Raw genomic sequence first — 22300 nt, 5'->3', positions numbered from 1 at the left:
GCTGTTCGTCATGATCTGACCAGTCTCCCTGCCCGCGACCGCGGGCAACAGGACGACTCTCATAACGACTGGACCTACGAAACGGGGTCAGCCCATGACTTGCATTCAGCCGGTTCGGAGCTTAGTAGTACTCTCGGACGTAGCCGAGGGCCTTTTCGAAGACGTCGTTGTCGCGAATCTTGAATTGGACGTAGAGGGTCTTCCGAAGCGCTTGGCGCACCTCCTGGTCGCCGCGGATCGTGGACTGCCACCCCTCGAAGCGGACCCCACGGACGACCTCGTCGATCCGGTTGACGACGTTCTCGACGATGATCGGGGTCTGATCGCCCTTGAGAGCGTCAAATAACTCAGTCAAGGCCGCCCGGCCCTTCTCTTCCCGGGGCATCTCGTCGGCTGCTTTCTCGGCAGCAACAGTGTCGCGGGCGAGTTCGAGAAGCTCTCGGAGGAAGTCGAGGCTGGACTGTTGGATGTCGGCGTAGCGCTCGCGCAGGTCGTTGAGGCGCTGGCCGAGTTCGACGAAGACCGGGTTGTGCAGGTGCCGGGCGATGCGTGCGGTGATCTGACGCTCGATCTCTTCGGTGGGGATGTCGGTGCGCCGACCGGTCATGAGGTCTTCGATCGTCTGAGCGTCGAGCACGATCGTCTCGGTGTTCTGCGGGATCTCGACGGCGACGTGCTCGTTGATCAGGTCGATTGTCTTGGCTCCGAGCGCGTGCCACACGAGTCGCCCCGTGATGTCTGAGGGGCGGACCGACTCGTAGACGTCCGTGAGCCAGCGGTAGTCGTCGCGATGCTTGCCCAGTATGGGGTCCGGACTGAGTGCCTCCCACAGTTGCGACACCACGCTGTAGGCGGCTCCGAAGGCGTCCTTCGTGACATCGTCGGCGATCGCGGATTGCGCCTGGACGAGGCCTTCGTACCCGCCGACCGTGCGGTCGACCCCGGGGAAGAACGCGAGCGCGGCAGCCATGGCCGGCGCGAGCTGAGCCTTCAGTTCCTCGATGTTGGAGACGACCTCCCGGACAGCCCGCTCATCGAAGGAGAGGGATCGGGCGACGTCGTCGAAGATGCCGAGGTAGTCGACGATCAGGCCGTGGGTCTTGTCCGGCGGGTACACGCGGTTGGTGCGAGTGATCGCCTGGAGCAGCGTGTGCTCCTTCAGCGGCTTGTCGAGGTACTGGCAGTAGAGGATCGGAGCGTCGAACCCGGTCAGCAGCTTCGCCGTCACGATGATGATCTTGAGCGGGTCGGTCGGGTCATTGAACCGCGCGACAACCTGCTCCAGCTCCTCGGCACCTGGGGTCCACTTGGCCCAGTCGGGCGAGTCACCTCGGGTTTTCGACATGACTATGGTCGATGCCTCCGGCCCGAGGTGCTTGTCGAGCTCGTTCTTGTAGGCGACGCAGGAGGACTTGTCGTACGCGACGACCTGTGCCTTGAACCCCTGTGGCTCGACTTTCTCCCTGAAGTGGCTGGCGATGTCAGCGGCGATCTTCGCGATGCGCGAGGGCGTCTTGATCAGCACTTCGATCGAGGCCGCCTTCTTCGAAAGCGTGATCTTGTCGCTCTCGGAGAGGTCGCGGTCGGCAGCCAGCTCCTCGAACGCCGTGTCGATGGCCTCCTGGTCGATGTGGATCTCCGAGAGGCGTGGCTCAAAGTGCAGCGGAAGAGTCGCACCGTCGCGGATGGAATCCTGGAAGGAGTATCGCGAGAGGTAGCCGCCCTCGTCGTCGGGTGCACCGAACCACTTGAACGTGTTGCGGTCGCGCCGGTTGATCGGGGTGCCGGTCAGACCGAAGAGGTACGCGTTGGGCAGCGCCCCACGCATCTTCTGCCCGTAGTCACCCTCCTGCGAGCGGTGAGCCTCGTCGACCATCGCAATGATGTTCTGCCGAGCGTCGAGGACGCCGGGTGCCTCGCCGAACTTATGGATCGTGGTGATGATGATCTTCCGCGCGCCCTGGCTGAGCAGTGTCTGGAGCTGCGCGCGCGAGTCCGTCGACACCAAGCCCGGGACGTCCGAGGCGTTGAAGGTGCCCGTGATCTGGGTGTCCAGGTCGATGCGGTCGACCACGATCAGGATAGTTGGGTTCGTGAGTTCGGCCATCGCGCGCAGTTTGAGCGCAGTGAAGACCATGAGCAGTGACTTGCCCGAGCCCTGAAAGTGCCAGATCAGGCCCTGCTTGACCTTGCCGAGCAGGACCCGGTCAACGATCAGATTGGTCGCCTGGAACTGCTGGAACCGCGCGATGATCTTGATCTTGCGATGCTTCTTGTCAGTCGCGTAGAGCGTGAAGAATCGCAGGAAGTCCAGCACCGCGCGTGGCGTCAGGACACCTTCGACGGCTTCCTGGACCGCGACGAGACCGATCTTCGCCGGCGCGTCCTCGTCGGTGGGGTCCTCGCGCCAGGGGCCCCAGAGCTCGATGGGCATGCCGATGGTGCCGTATCGGAAGTCCTTTCCCTCGGTTGCGAAGGAGAACACGTTGGGCACGAAGAACTGCGGGACGCTCTGCTCGTAGTCATCGTGGATCTGCGCGGCCCCGTCGATCCAGGTGTACGCCGGCCGGATCGGCGTCTTCGCCTCACCGACCACCAGGGGCAGACCGTTGCACCACAGCACGAGATCGAACCGCTTCTCCAGCCGGCCCTGCGTGAAGGTCACCTCGGTGGAGACGATCCACTGGTTCGAGGAGTCATCGTCGAGATGTTCGAAGTCGATCAGACGGACTGTGGTGTGCTCGCCGTTCGGCCCGAACGGCATCGATTTCTGCCCGGTCAGCCACGCCATGAACTCCTCGTTAGCGACCACCGGGTGCGGGCTGTTGCGCGCCGCGATCAGGATCGCGCGGAGGTTGTAGATGACCTCGTCGGCCTTCGCCGGATCAGCCTCGATCTCAGGGTTGAGGTTGATCAGCGCACCCTTGAGTACGCCTTCCAGCAGCACCTCGTCGACGCGACGCGGCAACTCGCTACCCGGCACGAACTGGACATCGATGGACTTGACGAGGTCCCGGATGAAGTCACGTACCGAGTTTGCCTCGTTGAACTGCGCCATCAGTCGCCCCCGAAAACTGTCTCAGACAGAGCTGACTTGATCGCTTTCACCGCATCCGACTCTTTTGCCACGGAGGCAACTGCGGATGACGCTGAGGCCATCTGCTCGAGCAAAGAATCCTGGTCCTCAAGGGACGGATGCACAACAGAAACGCGGCTCACAATGTCGGTGTTGAGGTTCTTTACCGTCGAGCCGCCGGCACCCTGCCGGAACTGTGACTGCACCCCGTAGCTCCGCAGAAGGTAGTACAGGTAGTCAGTTCGCCAGCGGCCACCGACATCCGAAAGTGAAAGCCAACCATCATGGATGCATCCGTCGATCCGAACGATGTACGGGCGGCCAAAGCTCATCGAGTTCGACAGGATGAAGTCGCCCGGCTTCACCGTGCGAGTCTTGGGAAGACCACTCGGCTTAATTCGTTGCGCCGTCCTGTCGATGAACTTGCCGTCCGGCGGTACGTCACCGATCTTGATCCAGTGCAGTCCGTCGGGACTGTCGGTCAGGTACTCATTGATTGGTCGCGGCGAGCCGCCGCGCACAATCTTAAGAACGTCACCAAGGTTTACCTCGCGACCGGGCGCGGCCCGCACGAACTGCTCAACAAGTTCTGACTGGCTGCGGACTACCTCCGCGTGCACTTTGGTCAGCGCTCGTCTGTGCCGCTCGACGGTCCAGAGGAGGTCGGCGATGCGCTTCTGCTCGTCGAGGGGTGGGAGATCGAACTCGAAATCCTTCAGGTCACGCCAGTTCGTGCGCGGCGACAGCGACCCTGCCGACGTACCGAGAGCATGCTCGAAGAAGCCGTTCGACTGCACGAGGAACGGGAGCAACTCACCAAGGAGCTGCGTCCCATCGGTCTCGAACGTGTAGATGTCGCCGGAGCAGATGGCGTCGAACTCGGCGTAGGCAACCTTGCGCTGGTACGCGCGCCGTTTGCCGAAGAGCGTCTGTCCAGGCTTCACGCGTCGCGTGAAGGTGGTGCCGTCCTCTGTTGAACCCCACCGGCTAACCTTCAGCTCGCCGGGGTCCATGTGCTCCATCGCGATGACGCGGTTGATGCCGGCCGCTTCGAGATCACGGATGGTCTCATTGACGTTACGAACAACGTCGCCGAAGGCAACCCGCTTCCAGCGCGACTTGTCGAGGTTGAGGCTCACGCGGGCACCTCCGCTCTCAGCAGCGCGAGAACGTCAGTAATCGCCTGGTCCGAAACCTGCGCGGCAGTTCGCCACTGCGCCACTGCATCGCTGACATCGATGTGCTCGCCGCCTTCATTCGCCGAGTCGCCCGCGACGTACAACGGAATCGCGAGGCTGTGGCCCTTCTCCGCGATCTGGTCGAGGGTGCCAACTGCAGCGAACCCGTCCTGTGGCTCGAAGGCGCGATAGGCGGCCAGGATCTTCTGTTGGTGCGCCTCGCGGAGGAAGGACTGTGCCTGTTCGCGGGCGACTTCGTTCACGGCATTGATGAACAGCACCTCGCCCTGGTGCTCGGTGGGCTTGTTGGCGCGGAGCGTGACGACCACGGCCTCCATCGGGCTGTTGTAGAAGAGCCCTGCGCCGAGCCCCAGGACGCACTCGATGAGGTCTGACTGCACCAGTGCTTTGCGGAGGGACGCCTCTTCACGCCGGAAGAGCACCCCGTGGGGGAAGAGGATCGCAGCGCGGCCCGTATCGGGGTCGAGGCTCTTGGCGATGTGCTGGAAGAACGCGTAGTCGGCACGTCCCTGTGGCGGGACACCCCAGACGTTCCGGCCGTAGGGGTCCTTGGCGAATGCGGCACGGTTCCAGGCCTTGATGGAGTAGGGCGGGTTTGCCAGCACGACGTCGAACGTCTGCAGATGGCCCTTGCCGTCGAGGAATGCCGGTCGGCTGAGGGTGTCGCCGTGAGCGATGTGACCGTCTGTGATCCCGTGCAGGAACAGATTCATCCGCGCGATGGCAGAGGTCCCGTAGTTGAGCTCCTGGCCGTAGAGGCGCAGATTCCGCCACTCCTTGCCCTGCCTCTTGAGCTCGGCGGCGGTGGAGATGAGCATGCCGCCCGTGCCGCAGGTGGGGTCGTACACCGACTCACCCGGCTGGGGCTCCAGCATCATCGTCATCAGGTGCACCAGCGTGCGATTGGTGTAGAACTCCTGCGCGGTGTGACCGGAGTCGTCCGCGAATTTCTTGATCAGGTACTCGTAGCCGTTGCCGAGCTCGTCCTCGGGCAGGTTGGCGATCGAGAGCGTCTTGGTGGAGAAGTGCTCGATGAGGTCGGCCAGAGTCGAGTCCGGGAGCAGGTCCTTGTTGCCCCAGTCGCCGTCGCCGAAGACGCCGGGGAGTGTGTCGGGGTTGGCCTTCTCGATGGAGCGCATGGCGTGCAGGAGTGCCGCGCCGATGTTCTGCGTGACGCCGTGGATGTCGTCCCAGTGGCAGCCGTGGGGGATGGCGAAGCGGTGGTTCTCTGGGAGGTCGGCGAGCTCCTCGTCTTCGTACACCTCCATCGCGGCGGCGTGCTCCTCGTCGTAGACGTCGGAGATCCGCTTCAAGAAGACCAGCGGGAAGATGTACTGCTTGTAGTCGCCGGCGTCAATCAGGCCACGGAGAACGATTGCCGCGCCCCAGAGGTAGTTCTCCAGCTCACGCTGGGTGATTCGGGTGCTCATACGGACAGCCCCCACTTCGCCAGCTCGGCCTCCAGCGCAGCACGCGTCGTGGTCGCCTCGGCGTGCGCCGTTTCGAGATTCGCGAGCGCGTCCTCGAGCGTGAGCTTCTCACCGCTGTCAGGAGGCGCGACGTACAGCGGGACGTTGAGGTTGTAGTCGTTGCTCTCGATCTCGGCCAGGTCGACGACACGGGAGCGGCCCTCGATGTCAGCGTAGAGCTCATAGGCGTCGAGGATCTGCTGGGCATGCTCGGGTTCGAGGGTGTTCTGGTTGCGTCCGCGCTTGAACAGGTCTTCACCGTTGATGAAGAGCACCTTGCCGTACTCGTCTGGTTGCTTCTCCGTTCGAAGGATCAGCACGCAGGCGGCGAGGCCAGTGCCGTAGAACAGGTTGGGGGCCAACCCGATGACCGCGTCGACGAGGTCTGACTTGAGCACGTGGGTGCGGATCCGCGCCTCAGCTCCCTGCCGGAAGAGTGCCCCTTGGGGCAGGACGACGGCGACCCGGCCGGTCTTCGGCTTCGCGGAGGTGATCATGTGCTGGACCCACGCCCAGTCGGCGTATCCCTTCGGCGGAACACCACCGAGCGCATTCCGGCCCCACTTGTCGGACGCCCACTCGGGCTCGCCCCAATTCTTGAGCGAGAACGGCGGGTTGGCCACGACGCAGTCAAACTGCGCGAGGTTGTTGCCCGTGTAGAAGGCGGGGCTGCGCAACGTGTCCTCGCGGACGATCTTGAAGTCCTCGACGCCGTGTAGCAGCAGGTTCATCCGTGCGATCGCGGAGGTGGCGAGCACCTTCTCCTGGCCGTAGAGCTTGCCCCACAGGGTCTTGGGGCTGCCGCCGGCATCTTTCACGTGCTCGATGACCTCGATCAGCATCCCGCCGGTGCCGCAAGCCGGGTCGTAGACCGTCTCACCCTCGGTGGGATCGAGGATGTTGACGAGCAGGCCGACCACCGAGCGCGGCGTGTAGTACTCACCGGCCTTCTTGTTCGACTGGTCGGCGAACCTCTTGATGAGGTACTCGTACGCGTTGCCGAACACGTCGGGCGGCACAGCGGCGTTGGTCAGAGCCTTACTCGAGAAGTGCTCGATGAGATCGGCGAGCTTGCGGTCGGGCAGCTTGTCCTTGTTGGTCCAGCTGGCGCTGCCGAAGATGCCGTAGAGGGTCTCTGGGTTGGCCTTTTCGATCTCGCGGAACGCGGTCTGCAGCGCAGTGCCGATGTTCTCGGTGTGGCTGCGCACGTCACCCCACAGGCTGCCCTCGGGGATCACGAAGCGGTGGTTCTCCGCAAACAGGGCGAACTCGTGGTCGCCTCCGGACTCGTCCAGCGCTTGGGCGTACTCCTCGAGGTAGACGTCGCTGATCCGCTTGAAGAACATCAGCGGGAAGATGTATGCCTTGAAGTCGGCCTGGTCGATGCTGCCGCGCAGCAGGTCAGCCGCGGCGGCAAGGTACTGCTCAAGCTCCGCCAGCGTCAGCCGATCGCTCCCGCCGTGGGGCCGCAATGCACGCGCTGCCGCGCGTGCCTCATCCTCGGTCATCCGTCTCCTAGCTATTGCTCCGCCACGCGACAAGGCGCTGCCGACTCAGCTTTCCGCCGAGGGGACAACGTGCCCTGACGGGGCGCGTGTCGCGCCAGCACGCGGTGGGCGGTTCCGATCGACACGCCAGCACCTCCGGCGATGCTGCGCAACGTCTCGCCTTGATCTCTCCGCATCCTAATCTCGCGCTGCGTCTCGTCACTAATGGTGCGTGGTCGACCGTGGCTGACTCCGTGTTCCCGCGCTGCTTGGATGCCGGCCCGGACGCGGGAGCTTTGGAGCTCTCGGCGGCGCCGGGTGAGCTCGCGGACGTCATCGAGGAACTCCGAGTCTCCGGTGTGCTCTCCCGCGGCGAGGCCCTTGAGGACTTTCACGGCAACTCCTCGGTCAACGAGGTCCAGCAGTGTCTCGAGCCCGTCGACCATGCTCGTGCTCAGGCTTCGTGCGTGGGTCACGGTGAGCGCATCGCCGTCGCCCACCTCCGCCACAGCAGCGAGGAGCCCGGGGCGGTTCTTGATCAGGCGTCGACGCGATGCTGTCTCCTCGACGAGACGTGAGCAGATCGGCTTGAGTGCTTGCCGTTGCAACCTCGCGTCCTGAGGGTCTGTCCCGACCCGAATGAGTCCGATGAGCGCCATCAGCCCAGGCTCAGGTCGCCGCTGCGCAGTCCCAGCATGGCAGTGTGTGGGGGCATAGGGTTTATTGAACACTCCTAGCCGGCCCACGATGACGACCGAGCGGCCGTATTTGCCTTCTGACCTGCGGAAACGCAATGCTCAGTTCATCGGTGTGTCGACCGGAAGGAACCGAGTTCACGGGTCCGAGATGCTTCAGAACGCGTCGTGACCGCTTTCAACCTGGGCGCCGTGGTGCGCTCCGCCGTCGCCCTCGGCTGGGACGCGCTGCTGCTCACCCCGCAGGCCGCCGACCCGCTGTACCGGCGCGCCATCCGCGTCTCGATGGGCACGGTGTTCCGCCTGCCGTGGGCGCGCCTGCCCGGCCCGGTCGCCGCGTCGCTGCCCGCGCTGCGGGCGGCCGGGTTCGCGGTGGCCGCCCTCGAGGTGACGGACCGCGCCGTGGGCCTGGACTCGCCGGAGATCGAGCCGCTGCGGACCGCCGAGCGCCTGGCCCTCGTCCTCGGCCAGGAGGGGCCGGGGGTCCGGCCCGAGACCCTCGCCCAGACCGACGCCGACGTCGTCATCCCCATGCCCGACGGCGTCGACTCACTGAACGTGGCCGCGGCCGCGGCGGTCGCGCTGTGGGAGCTGCGCGCACGCTGACCGGCCCGGGTGCGGTAGAGTGGGCGGCTGGCCCGCCGTCCGGCGGACCCCCTGACCACACCTCTCGCGCCCCTGGTCCCAATCAGGCGGCTGAAACGAAGGATGCACCATGAAGTCTGAGATCCACCCGGATTACCGCTACGTCATCTTCAACGACCTCGCCTCCGGTGAGAAGATCCTCACCCGCAGCACCGCGAACTCCGAGAAGACCGCGGAGTGGACCGATGGCAACACCTACCCGGTGATCGACGTCGAGATCTCGGCCGCCTCGCACCCGTTCTACACGGGCAAGCAGCGCATCATGGACACCGCCGGCCGCGTCGAGCGCTTCAACGCCCGCTTCAAGGGCTTCGGCGGCAAGAAGTGACCGCGGCGGCCTGAGCCGCGCGCCCACCACGACGACGGGCCCCGCGCCCCCGGAGCGATCCGGGCGGTGCGGGGCCCGTCGCGTCGCCCGTAGGCTGGCGGGCATGACGACTCTCCACGGTGAATACAAGGTGATCGGCGGCAAGCTGGTCGCGGCGGACCTGGGCCTCGCGGACGGCCGGATCGCGACCGCCAGCATCAACGGTGACTTCTTCCTCGAGCCGGACGAGGCGCTCGAGGACCTCAACGCGGCGGTGACCGGGCTGTCCGCGGACGCCGAGCATCGCGTCATCCGGGAGGCCGTCGAGCGGGGTCTGCGACCCGAGGCCGAGCTGTTCGGCGTGGACGCCTTCGCGGTCGCCTCGGCCGTGCGTCGCGCCCTCGGCAAGGCGACCACGTGGGAGGACCACGAGTGGGAGGTCATCGCGCCGGAGCCGATGCCGATCGCGCTCACCGTGGCCCTGGACGAGGTGCTCACCCGGCAGGTGGCCGAGGGACGTCGCAAGCCGACCATGCGCCTGTGGCAGTGGAACGAGCCGGCCGTGGTGATCGGCGCCTTCCAGTCGCTCGCCAACGAGGTGGACCCCGAGGGGGCGCGGCGGCACGGCATCAACGTGGTGCGGCGGATCTCCGGCGGCGGCGCGATGTTCATGGAGGCGGACAACTGCGTCACGTACTCGATGCACGTGCCGTCGTCGCTGGTCGACGGGCTGGAGACGGCGGAGACCTACCCGTTCCTGGACGAGTGGACCATGGACGCGCTCGCCCGACTCGGCGTGCAGGCGTTCTACCAGCCGCTCAACGACATCGCCACGGACCAGGGGAAGATCGGCGGCGCCGCGCAGAAGCGGGTGGGCACGGCCGGACTGCTGCACCACGTGACGATGAGCTACGACATCGACGCGGACAAGATGCTCGAGGTGCTGCGCATCGGCCGGGAGAAGCTGCGCGGCAAGGGCGTGGCCTCGGCGAAGAAGCGGGTGGATCCGCTCCGCCGCCAGACCGGCGTCTCGCGCGCCGAGATCTGGGAGACCATGATGACCACCTTCCAGGAGCGCTACGGCGCACGCCGCGTCGAGCTGGACGAGGCCACCCGCGAGGAGGCCGAGCAGCTGGCCCGCACCAAGTTCACGACCCCGGAGTGGACGGCGCGGGTGCCCTGAGCCACCTGACGGCGTCCCGGCACCGTCCGGCACGCTTCCGTCCGGGGGCGGTTTGCGGTGGTATTCGACGTGAATACCGCCCGAAACCGCCCCCGACGCGTCGAGGTGTGGCGGGGCGGCTCTGTCAGGATCGGACCATGACCCCCGACGACGCCCCCGTCCGCCTGATCGCCCGCTCCGACGCCCCGCGGCGCCCACGGTCGACCGTGGACGTCCACTGCGCCCTCGAGCTGGAGCTCGCCTCCGGCCGCCGCGTGCCTCTGCTCACGGACCGCGGCTGGAGCGCGGACGGCACGTGGGACCTCGTCACGGTCCGCGACCTCGACGAGGCCGCCGCCACGGTGACCGGGCCGGACGAGCCGGGCGGCGGCCGCACGCCTGCCCAGGAGGAGACGCGACACTGGGACGCGCTGGCAGCGGTCGCGGCCGAGGCCGGGGTGCCGGTGGGGGCCGCAACGTTGCGCGAGCTGCCGCTGGTGGGGGAGACCTCGCCCGAGCTGGCCGCCCTCGTGGACCGGGCGCACCGCGAGGCCCGCGCCCTGAACCGGCTGCTCGGCGTCCACCCGCTGGCCCTCGGCACGCTCGCGCCGGCCGACGTGCTGGGCGCCGACGCGACCGCCGCGCTGCGGACCGGACTGGCCGCGGGACTCGGCGTCGCGCCGACGGCGTGGGAGGACCCGGGCGTCGTGCTCGCGCCCGCCGCGGACGCCGACCCGGAGCTGCTGCACGTGGTCCTGCTCCACACGACCGCGGTGGTCGCCGGGCCACCCGCACTCGTGGCCCGCCTCGCGGACGCCGACGTCTCCGACCTGCTCGACGACGCCTCCCTCGGCGCGCACCTGCGCGGCCCGGTGGAGGACGTGTCGGCGGCCTGGCTCCACGCGGCCGACCGGCAGGCGCTGTCTCTCGACCCGGACGGCGGGGCCGCGCACGTGGCGCGCCACGCCGAACTGACGGCCGTGCTGGAGACGCGGCCCGTCGTCGTCGAGCGGGTGGGGATGCGCGACCGGGACGCCCAGCGCGCCGCCGACGCCGTGGGCCTGCGCCGGGTGGGCCGGGAACGCGTGCTCCGCGTCGCCGCGCCCTGAGCTGGAATGGTCACGACACGCCGTCTGTCCCGCAGGGACGCGGCGTGTCGTGACCACTCTGCGCGGGAGGACTTACCGCTCAGCCCGCCGGCTGCACCGCCTGCACGCGCAGGGACCGCCGCAGGGCGTCCGTGTGCTCCACGACCAGGCGCCGCAGGGCCCCCGGGGCGTCGGGGTGCTCGTCCAGCCAGCGCTGGGCCGCGGCCAGCGTCGGGTGCGACTCCTGCGCGTCCGCGTCGCCGGCCACCGCGTCCCGGCGGCCCGGGAACAGCCCGCCGATCGCGCGCGAGGCCAGCCCGTTGGATCGTGAGGCCCACACCGAGGTCAGGCGCGGCCAGAAGCCGGACTCGTAGGGGGCGAGGAGCTCGACCTCGCCCGCGGCGAAGCCGGCCGCCGTGGCCGAGAGCAGGTCGTTGGACAGCTCCGTGCCAGTGGCCGTGCGACCGGACATGACCGCCTCCCACGCCGCGGCCTTGACCTCGGCATCGGGGCGGGCGGCCGTGGCGAGGCGATGCCACGTGACCGTCTGGGCGGTGCGGCCGGCCTCGAGCTCCGCGTCCAGGCGGTCCTGGTCGGCCCGGCCGGTCGCGGCGAGGGCCTGGAGCACGAGCCAGCGCAGCTCCGCGTCGATCGCCAGGCCCGGCGCCGACGTCGCCGCGTCCTCGCCGAGCAGGGCGGCCTCGAGGGCCGCGGCCATCCCGACGTCGGCCCGCGCCAGCGTCACCCACGTGCGGGCCGCGGTGCGCTGGCGGTCGGAGCCGGCCTCGAGCGTCCGGGTCTGTTCGGCCAGCACCTCGCCCACCAGGGCGCGCAGCGCGTCCCGGTCCTCGGCGCGGGCGTACTGGCCCACGGCCGCGGCGGCCTGCGCCAGCACCTGCGCGTGCACGCCCACGGTCGCGATCCGCGCGGACAGCGTCGCCACCGCGTCGAGGAACCGGGCGACCGGCAGCTCGCCGTCGCGGGTCATCGACCACAGGGCGGCCCACACGGTGGCCTCCGCGAGCGGGTCCGCGATGGGGTGGGTCAGGGCCGCGCGCAGCGACCCCGCATCGAGCGCGACGGCGGCGTAGGTGAGGTCCTCGTCGTTGGGCAGCACGAGGCGGACGCCCCCGGGGACCTCGAGGTCCGGCAGGGGCACGGCCGCGCCCTCCGCCCCGCCCGGCACGTCGGCGGTGACCTGGGCGGTGCGGCGCAGGACGCCGTCCTGCCCGGGCGTGAAGACGCCGACCTTCAGCACGTGTGGGCGGAGGATCGACTCGCCCGTGACCGGGTCCGTGCCCTCCTGGCGCAGCGCCGGGGCGTCGCCGTCGACGTCGACCCGTAGCCGGGGCACGCCGGAGGTGTGCAGCCACGCGTCCGCCCACGCGCGCATGTCCCGCCCCGAGGCGGCCTCGAGCGCGGCCATGAAGTCGGCGAGGGAGGCGTTGCCCCACGCATGGGCGGCGAAGTAGCGGTGCGCGGCGTCGAAGAACGCGTCCCGGCCCACGTAGGCGGCCAGCTGCTTGAGCACGGAGGCGCCCTTGGCATAGGTGATGCCGTCGAAGTTCTGACGGGCGGCCTCGAGGTCGACGATGTCCGCGACGATGGGGTGCGTCGTCGGCATCTGGTCCTGCACATACGCCCAGGCCTTGCGGCGGGACGCGAAGGTCACCCACGCGGTCCGGAAGTCGGTGGCCTCGTCCACGCCGAGGGCGCCCATGTAGTCCGCGAACGACTCCTTGAGCCACAGGTCGTCCCACCAGTGCATCGTCACGAGGTCGCCGAACCACATGTGCGCCATCTCGTGCAGGATCACGTTGGCCCGGCCCTCGTACTGGACCGCGGTGGCCCGCGAGGTGAACACGAAGTCCTCGGTGAAGGTCACGAGGCCCGGGTTCTCCATGGCGCCGAGGTTGTACTCGGGCACGAACGCCTGGTCGTACTTGCCCCACGGGTACGTGACGCCGAAGAGGTCGTGGAAGAACGTCAGCCCCCGCTTCGTCACGTCGAACACGGCCTCGGGGTCGAACGCGTCGGCCATCGTGCGCCGGGTGAACAGCCGCAGCGGCACGGCCTGCGCACCGCTGGCCGGGTGACCGTCCCAGGCGTCCTCCCACTGCGCATAGGGGCCGGCGAGCAGCGTCGTGATGTAGGTGGACTGGGGGAGCGTCGGGGCGAACTCCGCCCGGACGACGCCGTCCCCGGCCGGCGTCCGGGACACCTCCGGCCGGTTCGAGGCCAGCACCCACTCCTCGGGTCCGGTGAGGGAGAAGGTGAAGGCGGCCTTGAGGTCCGGCTGCTCGAAGTCCGGGAACACGCGGCGCGCGTCGGCGGGCTCGTACTGGGTGTAGAGGTAGACCTCGCCGTCGGCGGGGTCCGTGAAGCGGTGCAGGCCCTCGCCCGACCGGGAGTACACGGACCGGCCGACCAGCTCGACCACGTTCTGCGCCGCCAGGTCGGGCAGCAGCACCCGGGCCTCGCCCACGACCTCGGCCACGTCCAGTGCCGTGCCGTTGAGGGTCACCGACTCCACACCGCCGTGGATCCAGTCCAGGTGGGTGTCCGCGCCCGGCTCGGCGCACGAGAAGCGGATCACGGTGCGGACCGGATAGGTGTCGGTCGCGGCGTCCCGGGCGTCGGAGAGGTCCACGTCCACGACGTAGTCCTGCACCGTGAGCAGGCGGGAGCGGTCCGCGGCCTCAGCGCGGGTGACGTTGGTGGCGTCGAGGTCGGGGGTGGTGTCGGTCAAGGCGAGCCTCCGGTCGGGGATCCAGCGGGGACGGCGACGCGCGGACACACCGGGGCGTGCCCGCGCGTCGGCGGTGGTCCGGGACCGGCGGCCCGGGGCCGCGTCAGTGCGGCGTCGGGACGGGCTGGCCCTTGGAGAGCACCGTCAGGCCGGATTCTGTCACGGTGTAGCCGTTCGCCTCGTCCTCCGCCCGGTCGAAGCCGATGCGCGCGCCCGGGGGCACGACCACGTTCTTGTCCAGGATCGCGTTGCGCACGTGGGCCCCCTCGCCGATCACCACGGAGTCCAGCAGCACCGACTGCTCCACCCACGCCTCGTTCTGCACGCGCACGTCCGTGGAGAGCACGGACTGGGCCACGGTGCCGCCGGAGATGACCACGCCCTGGGAGAGGATCGAGTCGTTCGCCGAGCCGGGGCGGCGGGTGGACGAGCGCACGAGCTTGGCGGGCGGGGAGACGGACTGGCGGGTGTAGAGCGGCCACTCGCGGTTGTAGAGGTTGAACTCCGGCCACGGCTGCACCAGGTCCATGTGCGCGTCGTAGTAGGAGTCCAGGGTGCCGACGTCCCGCCAGTAGTGCTTGCCGGCCGTGCCGCCGGGCACCTCGTTGGAGGTGAAGTCGTACACCCCGGCCTCGCCGCGCTCCACGAACAGCGGGATGATGTCCCCGCCCATGTCGTTGTTCGACTCGGGGTTCTCCTCGTCCTGGTTCAGCGCCGCCACGAGGGCGTCCGTGTCGAACACGTAGTTGCCCATCGAGGCCAGGAACTGCGTGGGGTCGTCCGGCAGGCCGGGGGTCGTCTCCGGCTTCTCCACGAACGCCGAGATCCGCGTCCTGTCCTGCGGGTCCGTCTCGATCACCCCGAACGAGGAGGCCAGCTCGAGCGGCTGGCGCACCGCGGCCACGGTCGCCTTGGCCCCCGAGGCGATGTGCTGGTCCACCATCTGCTGGAAGTCCATGTGGTAGACGTGGTCCGCGCCGATGACGACGACGATGTCCGGCCGTGCGTCGTGGATCAGGTTCATGGACTGGTAGATGGCGTTCGCGCTGCCCGTGAACCAGTCCTTGCCCCGGCGCTGCTGTGCCGGCACGGAGGCCACGTAGTTGTTCAGCAGCGTGGACATCCGCCACGTCTCGGAGATGTGGCGGTCCAGCGAGTGCGACTTGTACTGCGTCAGCACGACGATCTCGCGGTACCGGCTGTTGACCAGGTTGGACAGCGCGAAGTCGATGAGGCGGTACGTGCCGCCGAACGGGACGGCCGGCTTGGCACGGTCGGCCGTCAGCGGCATCAGGCGCTTGCCCTCACCGCCCGCCAGCACGACCGAGAGGACCTTCTTCTGCACCATCTGCGTCACTCCTCGTGAGCCGGGTCGTCGCGACCCGCACGCGTGCTCGGGGCGTGCGGGGCATCCGTGCCGCCAGACTATCGACCCCCGCCGGGCTGAACTAGGTTGGGGGCGTGCGCATCGACATCGTGAGCAAAGAGTTCCCCCCGTCCATCTACGGCGGTGCCGGCGTCCACGTCGCCGAGCTGACCCGTGTCCTGGCCTCCCGCGCCGACGTCCGCGTGCACGCCTTCGGCGCGCCGCGCGACCCGGACTACCACGGGGCCCGCGTCCTGACGTACCCGAACCCGCCCGGGTTCGACGCCGCCAACGGGGCCGTGCAGACCCTGGCCACCGACCTCACGATCCTCGGCGACCTCGAGGGCGCCGACGTCATCCACTCCCACACCTGGTACGCCAACCTGGCCGGCCACCTCGGCAAGCTCCTGCACCAGACCCCCCACGTCCTCTCCGCGCACTCCCTCGAGCCGCTGCGCCCCTGGAAGGCGGAGCAGCTCGGCGGCGGCTACGCCCTGTCCAGCTGGGCCGAGCGCACGGCGTACCTCGGGGCGGACGCGGTCATCGCGGTCTCGGACGGCATGCGCCGGGACATCCTGGCCTGCTACCCGGACGTGGACCCGGCGAAGGTGCACACGGTCCACAACGGCATCGACACGCAGGTCTGGACCCCGCAGACCGGCACCGCCGCACTGGAGAAGTACGGAATCGACCCGGACAAGCCCTCCGTCGCGTTCGTCGGCCGCATCACGCGCCAGAAGGGCGTGCCCCACCTGCTCCGTGCGGCCCTGCGGCTGCCGGAGGACGTCCAGCTCGTGCTGTGCGTGGGCGCCCCGGACACCGCGGAGCTGGCGCACGAGGTGAACGAGTTGATCTCCGAGCTGCGGCGCACCCGCCAGGGCGTCGTCGTGATCGAGGGGATGATCCCGCGCCACGAGGTGATGGAGATCCTCACGGCCGCCACCGTGTTCGCCTGCCCCTCGGTCTACGAGCCGCTGGGCATCGTCAACCTCGAGGCGATGGCGTGCGGCACCGCCGTCGTCGCCTCCGCCGTGGGCGGCATCCCGGAGGTCGTGCAGGACGGCGAGACCGGCCTGCTCGTCCCCTTCGAGCAGGTCGACGACGGCACGGGGGCGCCCGTGGACGAGGAGAGGTTCGCCGCCGACTTCGCGGCCGCGCTCACCCGCGTCGTGGAGGACCCGGAGCGCGCCCGCGCGATGGGTGAGGCCGGCCGGGCCCGCGCGATCGAGCACTTCTCGTGGGAGACCATCGCGGAGCGCACGATCGAGGTCTACGAGGCCGTGCTGCGCTGAGCCCGCCCGACCACGCACACGGGCCCCCGCCACCGCGAGGTGACGGGGGCCCGTGTGCGTCCGGGGACGGCCACGGTCAGCCGCGGCGACCCCGCGCCGCCTTCTCGCGGGCGCGCACGGCCTTCTCATCCTCCGGCTCCTCGCCGGCGGCCCGGCGGGCCGTGAACCAGGCGTGGGCCTCCTCCTGGCGCTGGGTCTCGGCGTCCGTGGCCACCGCCATGCGCAGGTGCTCGGGCTCGAGGCCGAACGACTCGACGAGCTCGAGGGCGAAGGGGCGCAGCCGCTCGGCCAGCCGGTTGACGTAGCCGCGCAGGGCCCGGGCGCGCTGGCTCGAGACGCGGCCGTGGGCCACGAACCAGCCGAGGTCGTCCTCGATGAGGCGCAGCGCGAACAGGTCGCGCAGCCACGTCAGGACGGTCTTCGTGGTCTCATCCGTGATGCCCTCCAGGGCGCGGGTGAAGGCCTCCCACTGCAGCAGCTCGCCGTGGTTGCGGGCGGCCTCGATGAGCTCGTGCTGGCGCGTGTTGAACGCCTCCGCCTGCGCCGCCTGGCCCTTGCCCCGGGCCCCCGAGAGGGTGCCGGCGATGTCGGCGGTCTTGGCACGGACGCGCTCGGTGAGCAGCTCATGCTGGACGGCGGGGTCCTTGAACCAGTTCGCCGAGCGGCGCTCGGACCCGCCGTCGGCCACGGACTGGACGGCCTTGTGCAGGCCCGCACGGTGGAGGGCGTCCGAGGCCTGATGGACCACGTAGCGGGAGACGGCGCCCACATTGAGACGTCCGAACTCCTTCGAGTAGTCGGTCAGCAGACGCTTGCCCACGAGCTGCAGGAGCACCGTGTTGTCGCCCTCGAACGTGACGTACACGTCCAGGTCGGCGCGCATCTGGGCCACCCGGTTCTCGGCGAGGAACCCGGCGCCGCCGCACGCCTCGCGGGCCTCCTGCAGGGTGTCCAGGGCGTGCCACGTGGTCAGCGGCTTCACGGCCGCGGCGAGCGTCTCGAGCTCCTGCCGGTCCACGTCCGTGTCGGAGCGGCCCGAGAAGACGTCGTCGAACTTCTCGACGAGCTCGTTGGAGGCGAAGGCGTCCGCGTAGGCGCGGGCCAGGCGGTCGATGAGGCGGCGCTGGTGGTTCTGGTAGTCCAGCAGCACCTCCTCCCGCTGCGGGTCGGAGGCCTTGAACTGGCGGCGCTGCTCCGCGTAGGCCAGCGCACCGTGCAGGCCGAGGAAGGAGGCCGTGGTGGCGGCGAGGGACAGGGAGACGCGGCCCTGGACGAGCGTGCCGAGCATCGTGAAGAAGCGACGCCCGGGGGAGGCGATGGGCGAGGAGTAGGTGCCGTCCTCGGCCACGTCGCCGTAGCGGTTGAGGAGGTTGGTGCGCGGGATGCGGACCTGAGTGAAGTGCAGACGGCCGTTGTCGATGCCGTTCAGTCCGCCCTTGAGGCCGTCGTCCTCGCCGCCCACGCCGGGCAGGAAGGCGCCCTCCTCGTCCCGGATGGGGACGTAGAAGCAGTGCACGCCGTGGTTGACGCCCCGGGTGATCAGCTGCGCGAAGACCGTGGCCGCCCTGCCGTGCAGCGCGGCGTTGCCGAGGTAGTCCTTCCAGGCGCCCTTGAACGGGGTGTGGATGACGAACTCCTGGGTCGCCTCGTCGTACGTGGCGGTCGTCGCGATCGAGGCGACGTCCGAGCCGTGCCCGATCTCGGTCATGGCGAAGGCGCCCGGGACGCTCAGGTCCATCGCGCCCGGCAGCCACCGGCGGTGGTGCTCCGCGGTGCCCAGGTGCAGGATCGCCGAGCTGAACAGGCCCCACTGCACACCGGCCTTGATCTGCAGGGAGGGGTCGGCGAGCACGAGGTCACCGAAGGCGGCGAGGTTGCCGCCGTGGTTGTCCTCGCCGCCGAACTCGCGCGGGAAGGCGCGGTGGACCGCGTTGCGCTCCACGAGGACGCCCAGCTGCCGCAGGACGCGGGCGCGGTGCTCGTCCATGCCGAGCAGCGGGTCGCGCCACAGGGCGGGATCCTTGACCAGTTCGCGGGATTCGCGGCGCTCCGCGGCCCAGCGGCCGAGGAGGGCCTCCTCGAGGGCCGCGGCGTCGAGGGAGCCGGGCGTCGGCCGCTCGGGCGCGATCTCGGCGACGTCGGAGGGAACCTCGGTGCTGGGCGTCGAGGACTGGGGGGCGAGCTTCTCGTGGACGGTCATGACGATGCTCCTGTTCGTGAGTGGGGGCGGGCGCGGACGGCGTCCGCCGCCGCGGGTTCGAGGGCGGCGCCGGGCGCGGCGCCGATGAGGCCGGTGAGCAGCCAGTCGGCGATGGCGCGGGCCATCGCCTCGACCGGGATGCGACCGGCGGCCGGGGTCCGCAGCCAGGTCTCGGCGGCGGCCCGGACGAGGCCGACGGCGGCGCGCGGCCACAGGGCGAGCGGGTCCGCCGGCGCCGGGGCGTGGCCCCGCGCGGCCATCCCGCGCGCCAGGCCCGACTCGAGCATGGCGTAGACGCGCTCGAGGAACGGGCCCAGCACAGGGGCCTCGGCCGCGGCGGGGGACGGGGCGACGGCGAACGCGTACACCTCGGGCGACGTCGCCGCGACCGTGAGGTACACCTCGACCATGCGACGCAGCGCCTCGGGTTCGGAGACCGGTTCGTCCGCGACCTCGAGCAGGCGGCGCTCCATGTGGGCGGTGACCCGCTCGGACACCGCCAGGCGCAGGCCCTCGCGGTCGCCGAAATAGCGGTAGTAGACGGTCTTGGAGGTGCCCGCGTGGGACGCGATCTCCTCCATCGAGGCGTGTGCGCCCAGGGCGTGCACGGCCGACCGGGCGGCCCGGACCAGTTCCAGACGGCGCTCGGCGCGGTGCCGGTCCCAGCGGACGCTGCGACCGTCCCGGGCGGTGGACGTGACGGGATTCACGAAACCGAGCGTATCAGGTACTGTGGATCACAGTCACCCACCCCGCCGACGTCCGTATCGTCCGTATCGTCCGGGGTGACAACGCCCCCGCCGCGTCGGCGGTGGGCCCGCCGTCGAGAGGACCGTCATGACCCACCACGAGACCCCCGCGTCCGAGACCGCCTCCCGCCCCGCCGTCGCCGGTGGAGCGCTGCGCCCCGCCGTCATCCTGGGCGGCAACCGCATCCCCTTCGCCCGTGCCAACACCGCCTATGCCGAGGTCGGGAACCAGGAGATGCTCACGGCCACGCTCGACGGCCTCGTCGCGCGGTTCGGGCTCCAGGGCGAGCGCCTCGGTCAGGTCACCGCCGGCGCCGTCCTCAAGCACCCGCGCAACTTCAACCTCACCCGCGAGGCCGTCCTGGGCTCCGCGCTCTCCGCCGCGACCCCGGCCGCCGACGTCCAGGTGGCCTGCGCCACCGGCATGGAGGCCCTGGGCACCCTGGCCAACAAGATCCGGCTCGGTCAGCTCGACTCCGCCATCGGCGGCGGCGTGGACTCGATCTCGGACGCACCCGTCTCGCTCTCCGACGGTGCGCGCCGCGTGCTGCTGCAGCTGAACACCGCCAAGACCATGAAGGACCGCCTGCGCGCCCTCGCCCAGCTGCGCCCCGGGCAGCTCGTGCCCGAGCCGGCCGGTGCGGGCGAGCCGCGCACCGGCATGTCCATGGGCGAGCACCAGGCCCTGACCACCCACAAGTGGGGCATCACCCGTCAGGCCCAGGACGAGCTCGCCGCGGCCTCCCACCGGAACCTCGGCGCCGCGTACGCCGCCGGGTACATGGACGATCTGGTGACCCCGTTCCACGGCCTGGCCCGCGACAACAACCTCCGCCCCGACTCCACGCCGGAGAAGCTGGCCGGCCTGAAGCCCGCGTTCGGTCGCCAGCTGGGGGACGAGGCGACCATGACGGCCGCCAACTCCACCCCGCTCACCGACGGCGCCTCCGCGGTGCTGCTCTCCTCCGAGGAGTGGGCCGCCGAGCGCGGGCTTCCCGTGCTCGCCGAGTTCGTGGACATGGAGAACGCCGCCGTGGACTTCGTCGACGGGCACGAGGGCCTGCTCATGGCCCCGGCCTACGCCGTCCCGCGCCTGCTGGCCCGGCACGGGCTCACCCTCGACGACCTCGACTTCGTGGAGATCCACGAGGCGTTCGCCGGCACCGTCCTGTCCACCCTCGCCGCCTGGGAGGACGAGGAGTACTGCCGCGAGCGCCTCGGGCTGCCGGGTGCGCTGGGCTCGGTGGACCGCGCCCGGCTCAACGTGCACGGCTCCTCGTTGGCGGCGGGTCACCCCTTCGCCGCGACCGGCGGCCGCATCGTCGCCCTGCTGGCCAAGATGCTGCACGAGAAGGGGGAGGGCTCCCTCGGCCTCATCTCCGTCTGTGCCGCCGGCGGCCAGGGCATCGTCGCCCTGCTCCGCGGCCGCTGAGCCCCGACCGACCCGACCCGAGAGGACCGACCATGACCGACCGTTACGGCACCTTCGTCGCCTCGCCCCTGGGCCGCCGCCTCACCGGCGCCCTGGGCCTGCCTCAGCCCGTCGAGCTGCGCCGGCACACCCCCGGCGACCCCGTGCTGCCCGGCTCCGTTCTCGTCCTGGGCGCGACCCCCGCAGCCGCGGACGCCCGCACCCTCTTGGCCTCGTGGGGCCTCGAGGTCGCCGACGCCCCCCGGGAGGGCGCCCGCCACGCGGCGATCGTCGCGTGCTTCGACGGGGTCGCCACGCCCGCGGACCTCGGCGCGGTGGCGCTGGAGATCGGCGGCGCGCTGCGCTCGCTGGGCTCCTCCTCGCGCGTGGTGACCGTGTTCGAGGACCCCGAGGCCGCCACGGACCCGACCCTGCGCGCCGCCCGCCAGGGCGTGACGGGCCTGACCCGCTCCATCGCGCACGAGATGCGTCGCGGCGGCACGGCCAACGGCCTGGTCCTGGGCGAGGGTGTGCCGCTCACCGCCCCCGGTGCGGCCGGCGCGCTGGCGTTCCTGCTCTCCGGCCGTGCGGCGTACGTCTCCGGCCAGTTCGTGCCCGTCGCCACCGCCGACGGCGCGGTCCCCGCCGACGCGGCGCGCCCGCTGGCCGGCAAGGTGGCCGTGGTCACGGGTGCCGCCCGCGGCATCGGCGCCGCTATCGTTCGGACGCTCGCCCGCGACGGGGCCGTCGTCGTCGGTGTGGACGTCCCGGCGGCGGGCGAGGCGCTGGCCGAGGTTGTGAACGAGGTGGGCGGCACCGCGCTGGCCCTGGACATCACGGCGCCGGACGCCGGCGCGCGCATCCTCGAGCACTGCCGCACCCGGCACGGCCGGATGGACGCGGTGGTGCACAACGCCGGGATCACCCGGGACCGGATGCTGGCCAACATGGACGCCGCACGCTGGGACTCCGTCCTCGCCGTGAACACCACGGCCCAGCTGGCCATGAACGAGGCGTTCCTCGCCGAGGACGCCCGGGACGTGGCGGGTCAGGGGCTGCGCATCGTGGGCCTGGCCTCCATCTCCGGCATCGCGGGCAACCGCGGCCAGACGAACTACGCGGCCTCGAAGGCCGGGGTCATCGGCCTGACCGCGGCGTCCGCCCCGGTCCTCGCGGCCCGCGGGGGCACGATCAACGCGGTGGCCCCGGGCTTCATCGAGACCGAGATGACCGCGAAGATCCCGCTCGCCACGCGCGAGGTGGGCCGGCGGCTCAACGCGCTGCAGCAGGGCGGCCTGCCGCAGGACGTGGCCGAGACGGTGGCCTGGCTCGCCTCGGACGCCGCCGGCGGCACCAACGGGGCCACGCTGCGGGTCTGCGGCCAGTCGAAGCTGGGGGCGTGAGG

The 22300-nt window shown here is 70.2% G+C and carries 16 protein-coding genes; 7 read left to right on the top strand and 9 right to left on the bottom strand.

The annotated features are described in order from the left end of the window. Nucleotides 1-121: 121 nt before the first annotated feature. Genes DE149_RS09280 through DE149_RS11970 form a run of 5 tightly spaced genes read right to left on the bottom strand, consistent with a single transcriptional unit; the run spans nt 122 to nt 7890 of the window. A complete protein-coding gene (locus DE149_RS09280) occupies nt 122-3058 on the bottom strand; it encodes a type I restriction endonuclease subunit R (RefSeq protein WP_113914395.1) in 2937 nt (978 codons plus the stop codon). After that, nucleotides 3058-4215 (bottom strand): restriction endonuclease subunit S, encoded by a 1158-nt coding sequence (locus DE149_RS09275; protein ID WP_061867256.1) that lies wholly within the window; start codon nt 4213-4215, stop codon nt 3058-3060. The genes DE149_RS09280 and DE149_RS09275 overlap by 1 nt, the downstream gene beginning before the upstream one ends. Continuing rightward, entirely contained in the window at nt 4212-5705 is a 1494-nt protein-coding gene (locus tag DE149_RS09270) for a class I SAM-dependent DNA methyltransferase (RefSeq protein ID WP_061867257.1), read from the bottom strand. Before DE149_RS09270 ends, DE149_RS09275 begins: the two co-directional genes overlap by 4 nt. Then, the gene (locus DE149_RS09265) at nt 5702-7252 is read right to left on the bottom strand and encodes a class I SAM-dependent DNA methyltransferase (protein WP_061873146.1); all 1551 of its coding nucleotides are present in this window, start codon (nt 7250-7252) and stop codon (nt 5702-5704) included. Before DE149_RS09265 ends, DE149_RS09270 begins: the two co-directional genes overlap by 4 nt. 11 nt (nt 7253-7263) lie before the next feature. Beyond that, the gene (locus tag DE149_RS11970) at nt 7264-7890 is read right to left on the bottom strand and encodes a recombinase family protein (protein ID WP_084776553.1); all 627 of its coding nucleotides are present in this window, start codon (nt 7888-7890) and stop codon (nt 7264-7266) included. A gap of 204 nt (nt 7891-8094) precedes the next feature. On the opposite strand from DE149_RS11970, the gene DE149_RS09255 reads away from it, so the two are divergent. From DE149_RS09255 to DE149_RS09240, 4 genes are all read left to right on the top strand, one after another. Continuing rightward, nucleotides 8095-8532 carry an RNA methyltransferase gene (locus DE149_RS09255; RefSeq protein WP_255354991.1) on the top strand — a complete coding sequence of 146 codons (438 nt, stop codon included), beginning with the start codon at nt 8095-8097 and terminating at the stop codon, nt 8530-8532. 109 nt (nt 8533-8641) lie between these two features. Next, the gene (locus DE149_RS09250) at nt 8642-8899 is read left to right on the top strand and encodes a type B 50S ribosomal protein L31 (protein ID WP_036336843.1); all 258 of its coding nucleotides are present in this window, start codon (nt 8642-8644) and stop codon (nt 8897-8899) included. A 103-nt stretch (nt 8900-9002) separates the two neighbouring features. Then, nucleotides 9003-10061: a biotin/lipoate A/B protein ligase family protein gene (locus DE149_RS09245; RefSeq protein ID WP_113914394.1), complete on the top strand. Its 1059-nt coding sequence runs from the start codon at nt 9003-9005 to the stop codon at nt 10059-10061. Nucleotides 10062-10198: 137 nt separating this feature from the next. Continuing rightward, entirely contained in the window at nt 10199-11149 is a 951-nt protein-coding gene (locus DE149_RS09240) for a hypothetical protein (RefSeq protein ID WP_113914393.1), read from the top strand. Between the two features lie 79 nt (nt 11150-11228). On the opposite strand, the gene pepN is transcribed toward DE149_RS09240, so the two are convergent. Beyond that, nucleotides 11229-13877 carry an aminopeptidase N gene (gene pepN / locus DE149_RS09235; protein ID WP_113914392.1) on the bottom strand — a complete coding sequence of 883 codons (2649 nt, stop codon included), beginning with the start codon at nt 13875-13877 and terminating at the stop codon, nt 11229-11231. 103 nt (nt 13878-13980) lie between these two features. Further along, nucleotides 13981-15225: a glucose-1-phosphate adenylyltransferase gene (gene glgC, locus DE149_RS09230; protein WP_060974149.1), complete on the bottom strand. Its 1245-nt coding sequence runs from the start codon at nt 15223-15225 to the stop codon at nt 13981-13983. A gap of 113 nt (nt 15226-15338) precedes the next feature. Between glgC and glgA the strand changes: the two genes are divergently transcribed. After that, entirely contained in the window at nt 15339-16535 is a 1197-nt protein-coding gene (gene glgA / locus DE149_RS09225; protein ID WP_044658928.1) for a glycogen synthase, read from the top strand. A gap of 76 nt (nt 16536-16611) precedes the next feature. Here glgA and DE149_RS09220 read toward each other — a convergent pair whose 3' ends face one another. Both DE149_RS09220 and DE149_RS09215 read right to left on the bottom strand, forming a co-directional pair. Continuing rightward, nucleotides 16612-18735, bottom strand: a complete 2124-nt coding sequence (locus tag DE149_RS09220; protein ID WP_044658927.1) for an acyl-CoA dehydrogenase — start codon at nt 18733-18735, stop codon at nt 16612-16614. After that, nucleotides 18732-19445: a TetR/AcrR family transcriptional regulator gene (locus DE149_RS09215; protein WP_036315211.1), complete on the bottom strand. Its 714-nt coding sequence runs from the start codon at nt 19443-19445 to the stop codon at nt 18732-18734. The genes DE149_RS09220 and DE149_RS09215 overlap by 4 nt, the downstream gene beginning before the upstream one ends. Nucleotides 19446-19572: 127 nt before the next feature. Here DE149_RS09215 and DE149_RS09210 point away from each other — a divergent pair, with 127 nt between their 5' ends. Together DE149_RS09210 and DE149_RS09205 are read left to right on the top strand one after the other, a co-directional pair. Further along, nucleotides 19573-20916 (top strand): acetyl-CoA C-acetyltransferase, encoded by a 1344-nt coding sequence (locus DE149_RS09210; RefSeq protein WP_036315208.1) that lies wholly within the window; start codon nt 19573-19575, stop codon nt 20914-20916. A gap of 32 nt (nt 20917-20948) precedes the next feature. Continuing rightward, nucleotides 20949-22298, top strand: a complete 1350-nt coding sequence (locus tag DE149_RS09205) for a 3-oxoacyl-ACP reductase (RefSeq protein ID WP_060974152.1) — start codon at nt 20949-20951, stop codon at nt 22296-22298. Nucleotides 22299-22300 lie beyond the last annotated feature (2 nt).

The sequence above is a fragment of the Micrococcus sp. KT16 genome, from assembly GCF_003315015.1.
GTDB lineage: Bacteria > Actinomycetota > Actinomycetes > Actinomycetales > Micrococcaceae > Micrococcus > Micrococcus luteus.
Note: the sequence above shows the minus strand (reverse complement) of the source record. Positions and strands in the feature narration are given on the sequence as shown.

Bases quoted from the DNA above. Each gene is read 5' to 3' on its own strand.
- DE149_RS09280 (WP_113914395.1), bottom strand. From the start codon at position 3,058: ATGGCGCAGTTCAACGAGGCAAACTCGGTACGTGACTTCATCCGGGAC.
- DE149_RS09270 (WP_061867257.1), bottom strand. From the start codon at position 5,705: ATGAGCACCCGAATCACCCAGCGTGAGCTGGAGAACTACCTCTGGGGC.
- DE149_RS09265 (WP_061873146.1), bottom strand. From the start codon at position 7,252: ATGACCGAGGATGAGGCACGCGCGGCAGCGCGTGCATTGCGGCCCCAC.
- DE149_RS11970 (WP_084776553.1), bottom strand. From the start codon at position 7,890: ATGGCGCTCATCGGACTCATTCGGGTCGGGACAGACCCTCAGGACGCG.
- DE149_RS09250 (WP_036336843.1), top strand. From the start codon at position 8,642: ATGAAGTCTGAGATCCACCCGGATTACCGCTACGTCATCTTCAACGAC.
- DE149_RS09245 (WP_113914394.1), top strand. From the start codon at position 9,003: ATGACGACTCTCCACGGTGAATACAAGGTGATCGGCGGCAAGCTGGTC.
- DE149_RS09240 (WP_113914393.1), top strand. From the start codon at position 10,199: ATGACCCCCGACGACGCCCCCGTCCGCCTGATCGCCCGCTCCGACGCC.
- glgC (WP_060974149.1), bottom strand. From the start codon at position 15,225: ATGGTGCAGAAGAAGGTCCTCTCGGTCGTGCTGGCGGGCGGTGAGGGC.
- DE149_RS09220 (WP_044658927.1), bottom strand. From the start codon at position 18,735: ATGACCGTCCACGAGAAGCTCGCCCCCCAGTCCTCGACGCCCAGCACC.
- DE149_RS09210 (WP_036315208.1), top strand. From the start codon at position 19,573: ATGACCCACCACGAGACCCCCGCGTCCGAGACCGCCTCCCGCCCCGCC.
- DE149_RS09205 (WP_060974152.1), top strand. From the start codon at position 20,949: ATGACCGACCGTTACGGCACCTTCGTCGCCTCGCCCCTGGGCCGCCGC.